Below are 6,388 nucleotides of genomic sequence, written 5' to 3' on the forward strand. Positions count from 1 at the left end.
GCGGGGTGCCGCTCAGCGCGCGGCGGCGGAGCCGCGGTTGCGGCGGCGCGAGTCGATCAGCAGGTCCTGGACGTGGCGCAGCGGCCGCCCCTCGGCGTCCTGCGCGTGCCGGGTCCAGGTGCCGTCGGCGCCCAGGTGCCAGGAGTCGGTCTCCTCGGAGACGCCCAGGTCCAGCAGCCCGTTCAGCTCGGCCCGGTGCGCCGGGTCGGTGACCCGCACCAGCGCCTCGATCCGGCGGTCCAGGTTGCGGTGCATCATGTCGGCGCTGCCGATCCACACCTCCGGGTCGCCGCCGTTGCCGAACACGAACACCCGCGAGTGCTCCAGGAACCGCCCGAGTATCGACCGCACCCGGACGTTCTCGCTCAGCCCCGGCACGCCCGGCCGGATCGCGCAGATGCCGCGCACCCACACGTCCACCGGCACCCCGGCCTGCGAGGCCCGGTACAGCGCGTCGATCACCACCTCGTCGACGATCGAGTTGACCTTGATCCGGACGAAGGCCGGCCGCCCGGCCCGGTGGTGCGCGATCTCCCCGTTGATCCGCGCCACCAGGCCGTCGCGCAGCCCGCGCGGCGCGGTCAGCAGCCGCCGGTACGACTCGCGCCGCGAGTACCCCGACAGCCGGTTGAACAGGTCCGACAGGTCCGCGCCGACCTGCGGGTCCGCCGTCAGCAGGCCCAGGTCCTCGTACAGCCGGGCCGTCTTCGGGTGGTAGTTGCCGGTGCCGACGTGCGAGTACCGGCGCAGCGTGTCGCCCTCCTGGCGGACCACCAGCGACAGCTTGCAGTGCGTCTTCAGCCCGACCAGGCCGTACACCACGTGGCAGCCGGACTCCTCCAGCTTCCGGGCCCACTTGATGTTCGCCTGCTCGTCGAAGCGCGCCTTGATCTCCACCAGCACCAGCACCTGCTTGCCGGACTCCGCCGCGTCGATCAGCGCGTCCACGATCGGCGAGTCGCCGGAGGTCCGGTACAGCGTCTGCTTGATCGCCAGCACGTGCGGGTCGGCCGCGGCCTGCTCCAGGAACGCCTGCACCGAGGTGGAGAACGAGTCGTACGGGTGGTGCAGCAGCACGTCCCGCTCGCGCATCGCCCCGAAGATGTCCGGCAGCGTCGCCGACTCCACGTCGGTCAGCCCGCGCGCCGTGCCCGCCACGAACTTCGGGTACCGCAGCTCCGGCCGGTCCAGGTCGGCGATCCCGAACAGCCCGGTCAGGTCCAGCGGCCCGGGCAGCGGGAAGACCTCCGCCTCGGTGATGTTCAGCTCCCGCACCAACAGGTCCAGGATGTACGGGTCGATCGACTCCTCGACCTCCAGGCGCACCGGCGGCCCGAACCGGCGCCGCATCAGCTCCTTCTCCAGCGCCTTCAGGATGTTCTCGGTGTCGTCCTCCTCCACCTCCAGGTCCTCGTTGCGGGTGACCCGGAACGCGTGGTGGGCGAGCACCTCCATCCCCGGGAACAGCTCCTCCAGGTGCGCCCCCATCACGTCCTCCAGCGGCACGTACCGCTGCGGCGACGCCTCCAGGAAGCGGGACAGCGACTGCGGGACCTTCACCCGGGCGAAGTGCTTGTGCCCCGACACCGGGTTGCGCACCACCACCGCCAGGTTCAGCGACAGCCCCGATATGTACGGGAACGGGTGCGCCGGGTCGACCGCCAGCGGCGTCAGCACGGGGAAGATCTGCTGCCGGAACAGCGTGTGCAGCCGGGCCTGCTCCGCCTCCGCCAGGTCCGGCCAGCGCACCAGCTCGATGCCCTCGGCCGCCAGGTCCGGCAGCACCTCCTGCTGGAAGGTCGCCGCGTGACGCGCCATCAGCTCGCGCGAACGGCGCCAGATCAGGTCCAGCACCTCGCGCGGCTGGTGCCCCGACGCCGAGCGCTGCGCCACGCCGGTGGCGATCCGGCGCTTGAGGCCGGCCACCCGCACCATGAAGAACTCGTCCAGGTTGGACGCGAAGATCGCCAGGAACTTGGCCCGCTCCAGCAGCGGGATGTTCGGGTCCTCCGCGAGCTCCAGCACCCGCTCGTTGAACGCCAGCCAGCTGCGCTCGCGGTCCAGGAACCGGCCCTGCGGCAGCTCCGCCTCCTCCGGGCCCCGCCCGTCGGCCGCGGCGTTCGCGGTGCTTGCGGTGCCCGCCGGGAAGGCCGCCGAGACCACCGTGGGCAGCGCCGTGGGCAGCGCCGTCGCGGCCCGCACCGGCTCCGCCGGCACCGCGGGGGACGCCTCGGCCGGGGCCTTGGCCTCCACCGCCTTGGCACCGGCCGCCCTGGTCCTGCCGCGCGCCGACGCCGGGCGCGGCTTCGCCTCCTTGGCGTCCTTCGCGTCCTTGGCGTCCTTGGCGTCCTTGCCGGACTCCCTGCCGCCGGTGTCCTTGCCGGCGGCGGCTCTGCCGCCACCGGCACCGGCGCCGGACCTCACACCCGACCGCACGGCCGGCTTCTGCTCACTGCTGCGCTCGGCCGGATCGGCCGAGTCGGAGACGGGGCGGGGGATGCTCATGGGTTCCAGCTCCTCCTGCAGGACGCGGCCCCGGTGGGGCGAAGGGCATGACTCCGCAGGCTGCTCGTCCTCGTCGACCCACGTCCACCCGCCCGGGGACGCCGGAACCCGCCCGGACGGGCGGGGGGTGGAGCGGTGACGCGGACGCGGCAATACGGACGACATTCTGTGATCTTCGCGGCGCCGATTGAATCCACGGTAAACACCGCATGGCCAGGAGGAAAGCTGAGTCGGTCGCCCCCGTGGCCGCCGGCGGTTCCTCCCTCCCGTCCGCGTCCGCCCAGCTCAGCGCGGACCGGACGGCTCCCACCGGTACATCAGGTCGACCTCGTGGACGTCGAACCCGAGCCGCTCGTACACCCGGACAGCCGCCGCGTTGTCCGCGTCCACGTACAGCATCACCGTCGGCAGGCCGCGCTCCAGGATCAGGTGCCGCAGACCCACCGCCGTCAACGCCCTCCCCAGGCCATTACCCTGCTCCGCCGGATCCACCCCCACGACGTACACCTCGCCCGGTCCGTCCGGCTGGGTCTTCGTCCAGTGGAAGCCCACCAGCCGGCCGTCCCGCTCCGCCAGGAAGAAGCCCTCCGGGTCGAACCACGGCTCGGCGATCCGCTCCGCCAGGTCGCGCTCCGTCCACGCGCCCTGCTCCGGGTGGTGCGCGAACGCCAGCGCGTTCAGCGCCAGCCAGGCCGCCTCGTCCCGGCCCGGCTCGAAGGTCCGCAGCTCGACGCCCGCGGGCAGCGGCACCGCGTCCGGGGCCGCCGCGGTGCGCCGCATCTGCCGCAGCTCGCGCACCAGCACCGCCCCGTGCGCCTCGGCCAGGTGCCGGGCGGCCGGCAGGCCGCCGTGCGCCCAGAAGTCCAGCCCGCCGCCGGCCCCGGCCAGCACCTCGCGCACCAGCTCACCGCCCAGGCCCCGGCCGCGCTCGGCCGGGGCCACCGTCAGCTCCACCGTCCCCGGCCGCTCGCCCTCGACCTGCGCGTAGCCGACCACCGCCCCGCCGGCCGACTGCACCAGGTGCCGCACGCCCTCGCGCGGACTGTCCGGCCTGATCCGCAGCCGGCCGGCCTCCGAGACCGCCTCCCGCCCGTCCGCCCCGGCCGCCGCCGCGAGCAGCTCGCGCACCGCCCCGGCCTGCCCCTCCGTCAGCACCTCGACCCGCTCGACCCGGCCCTCGCCTGACGTGTTCTCAGAAGTCTGCATACCGGCGAGCCTACGTTCTCCGCCCCGCGTTCAGCGGGGAGTCCGGGACGGCGGCGGACGCCGGTGCCGGGGCCCCGGCTCAGCGCGGCTGCTCGGCGTGCAGCACCTCGATGCCGGCCGTGACGATGGCGAGGCCGCGCTCGAAGCGGCGCTCGTAGTCGGTGAACAGGTCCGCGCCGGCGGCGGCGGACAGCGGCCGGTCCGGCCCGATCCGCTCGGCGCGGTCGGCCGGGTCGTAGCCGGGCGTCCGCTCCCCCGGCATCGGGTGCACGGCCTGTTCCTCGATCACGAAGCCGACGGTGAAGGTGTACGCGGTGAAGTACGCCTCGACCGCCTCGGAGAGGGTGAACCCGGCCCGGACGAAGGACCCGAGCTGTCCCTCGAAGCGGTCGGTGTGCCCGAAGTCGGTCAGCCGGGTGCCGCTGAACACCTTGGCGCCGTCCCGGTGGGCCAGCAGCGTGCGGCGCAGGGTGCGGCAGGTCAGGGCGAGTTGCCGCTGCCACGGGGTCTCGGCGGCGGGCGGCTCGCCGGCCGCGACCATGCGCCGGATCATCTCGGTGGCGAGTTCGTCCAGCAGCGCCTGCTTGTTGGCGAAGTGCCAGTACAACGCCGGTGCCTTGCAGTCGAGTTCGGTGGCGATCCGGCGCAGGGTCAGGCCCTCCAGGCCGACCTCGTCGAGCAGCCGCAGGGCGGTGTCGACCACCTGCGCGCGATCCAGTTTCGGTGCCATGGCCTGCCTTCCGGGTTCTCGACGCTTGACAACTTAACACCGTTAAGGACAGGCTCGGAACCGCCCCAACTTAACACCGTTAAGGAGAGCTCGATGCACCCGGACGTCCTGATCACCGGCGCCGGCCCGACCGGCCTCACGCTCGCCTGCGAACTCGCCCGCCGGGGCGTCCCGGCCCTGCTGGTCGAGCGGGCCCCCGCGCTGTTCCCCGGCTCCCGGGGCAAGGGGCTGCAACCCCGGACCCTGGAGATATTCGAGGACCTCGGCGTGCTCGCCGAGATCCGGGCCGCGGGCCGGCGCTACCCCGCGATGCTGCCCTGGACCGACGGACGGCCCGGGGAACCGTTCGCCCTGATCCCGACCGCCACCGCGACCGAGCAGGTGCCGCACCCCGAGACCTGGATGGTCCCGCAGTGGCGCACCCAGGAGATCCTGTACGACCGGCTCCGGGAACTCGGCGGCGACGTGCGGTTCGGCGCCGAGCTGACCGGCTTCACCCAGGACGACACCGGCGTGACCGCCGAGATCACCGGAATCGGCACCGTCACCGCCCGCTACCTGGTGGCCGCGGACGGCGGACGGTCGACCGTCCGCCGGACCCTGGGCATCCCGATGACCGGCGAGACCGTCGACCCCCGGCCCTCCCTCGTCGCGGACCTCCGGCTCACCGGGCTCGACCGGGAGCACTGGCACGTCTTCCCGCAGGCCCCCGGCGGCCCCCTCGCTCTGTGCCCGATGCCCGGCACCGACGACTTCCAGCTGTACGCCCAGTACGAGGACGGCGAACCCGACACCAGCCCGGACGGCGTCCGGGCCGTGGTCGCCGCCCGCACCCACCTCGGCCCGGACGCCGTCACCGAGATCCGCTGGGCCTCCGACTTCCGGCCCCGGGCCGCACTCGCCGAACGCTTCCGGACCGGCCGGGTCCTGCTCGCCGGCGACGCCGCGCACGTCCACTCCCCCGCCGGCGGCCAGGGGCTCAACACCAGCGTCCAGGACGCGTACAACCTCGGCTGGAAGCTCGCCCACCTGCTGCGGCACGGCGCCGACGCCGAACTCCTGCTCGACAGCTACCAGGCCGAACGGCTGCCCGTCGCCGCCGACGTCCTCGACATCAGCACCTCGATCCACCGGGCCGGCCCGCTCGCCGGTCAGCCCGGCACCGACCGCCGACGCGCCCGGCGCGGCAAGGACACCGACCAGCTCGCCGTCGGCTACCGCGGCGGCCCGCTCAGCGTCGACCACCGCGAGGCCGTCCCCGAGGACGCCCTCCAGGCCGGCGACCGCGCCCCCGACGCCCACCTCCCCGACGGCACCCGCCTGTTCGACGTCCTGCGCGGCACCCACGCCACCCTCGTCACCACCGCCACCGAACCCCCCGCCGTCCCCGCAGGCGTCCGCGCCCTCCGCCACGACGCCTACGGCCCCGCCACCGACCACCCGACCCTGTACCTGATCCGCCCCGACGGCTACCTCGGCCTCGTCACCCGGAACGCCGCCGACCTCGCTCCTTACCTGGCCCTCCTCGGCCTCTCCGACTGAGCTCTTTCAGAATGGCCACTGATCGGGTGACGGGCCAGCGTTCCGCAACGCACGAGGCTCCCGTGCCGTTGAGAGAGGTGTTAGACATCTCAACTCATCAACACAGGAGGCTCATTGGTTCCCCGTCCCGCCGCACTCGACCTGCCGCACGCCCTGGTCGAGTGGGTATCCATGCTCATCGTCACTCGTGAGGGTGACCGACGCTGCAAGCTACCGCCCCACCAGCGCGCCCTCGTCGGCTTGGTCTACCTGCGCCGCCACGACACGCTCGCGCAGATCGCCGCTGGCTTCGGTATATCCATCGGCACCGCCCACGCCTACGTCACGGCCGTCGTCGATCACCTGTCCCGACGGGCACCCGGTCTGCTGCGGGTTCTGCGCGAGACGGATCCTGATCACGTCCTG

The 6,388-nt window shown here is 73.4% G+C and carries 5 protein-coding genes; 2 read left to right on the forward strand and 3 right to left on the reverse strand.

Going from position 1 to position 6,388, the window contains the following annotated elements; translation table 11 throughout:
• Positions 1 to 12: 12 nt before the first annotated feature.
• From ACIP60_RS12355 to ACIP60_RS12365, 3 genes are all read right to left on the reverse strand, one after another.
• Positions 13 to 2,505, reverse strand: coding sequence for an RNA degradosome polyphosphate kinase (locus tag ACIP60_RS12355; RefSeq protein ID WP_400682613.1), 2,493 nt, complete (start codon positions 2,503 to 2,505; stop codon positions 13 to 15).
• Between the two features lie 285 nt (positions 2,506 to 2,790).
• The gene (mshD, locus tag ACIP60_RS12360; protein ID WP_400682615.1) at positions 2,791 to 3,711 is read right to left on the reverse strand and encodes a mycothiol synthase; all 921 of its coding nucleotides are present in this window, start codon (positions 3,709 to 3,711) and stop codon (positions 2,791 to 2,793) included.
• Between the two features lie 79 nt (positions 3,712 to 3,790).
• Positions 3,791 to 4,441, reverse strand: a complete 651-nt coding sequence (locus ACIP60_RS12365) for a TetR/AcrR family transcriptional regulator C-terminal domain-containing protein (protein ID WP_400682618.1) — start codon at positions 4,439 to 4,441, stop codon at positions 3,791 to 3,793.
• A gap of 93 nt (positions 4,442 to 4,534) precedes the next feature.
• Between ACIP60_RS12365 and ACIP60_RS12370 the strand changes: the two genes are divergently transcribed.
• Both ACIP60_RS12370 and ACIP60_RS12375 read left to right on the forward strand, forming a co-directional pair.
• Positions 4,535 to 5,983 (forward strand): FAD-dependent monooxygenase, encoded by a 1,449-nt coding sequence (locus ACIP60_RS12370; RefSeq protein ID WP_400682620.1) that lies wholly within the window; start codon positions 4,535 to 4,537, stop codon positions 5,981 to 5,983.
• A gap of 114 nt (positions 5,984 to 6,097) precedes the next feature.
• Positions 6,098 to 6,388, forward strand: a 291-nt coding sequence (locus tag ACIP60_RS12375) for a transposase family protein (protein ID WP_400682622.1), incomplete at its 3' end; no start/stop codon positions are given.

This window comes from Kitasatospora sp. NPDC088783 (assembly GCF_044750705.1).
Taxonomy (GTDB): Bacteria; Actinomycetota; Actinomycetes; order Streptomycetales; family Streptomycetaceae; genus Kitasatospora; species Kitasatospora fiedleri.

Excerpts from the sequence above, each read along its gene's own strand:
- ACIP60_RS12355 (WP_400682613.1), bottom strand. The coding sequence starts at position 2,505 with ATGAGCATCCCCCGCCCCGTCTCCGACTCGGCCGATCCGGCCGAGCGC.
- mshD (WP_400682615.1), bottom strand. The coding sequence starts at position 3,711 with ATGCAGACTTCTGAGAACACGTCAGGCGAGGGCCGGGTCGAGCGGGTC.
- ACIP60_RS12370 (WP_400682620.1), top strand. The coding sequence starts at position 4,535 with ATGCACCCGGACGTCCTGATCACCGGCGCCGGCCCGACCGGCCTCACG.
- ACIP60_RS12365 (WP_400682618.1), bottom strand. The coding sequence starts at position 4,441 with ATGGCACCGAAACTGGATCGCGCGCAGGTGGTCGACACCGCCCTGCGG.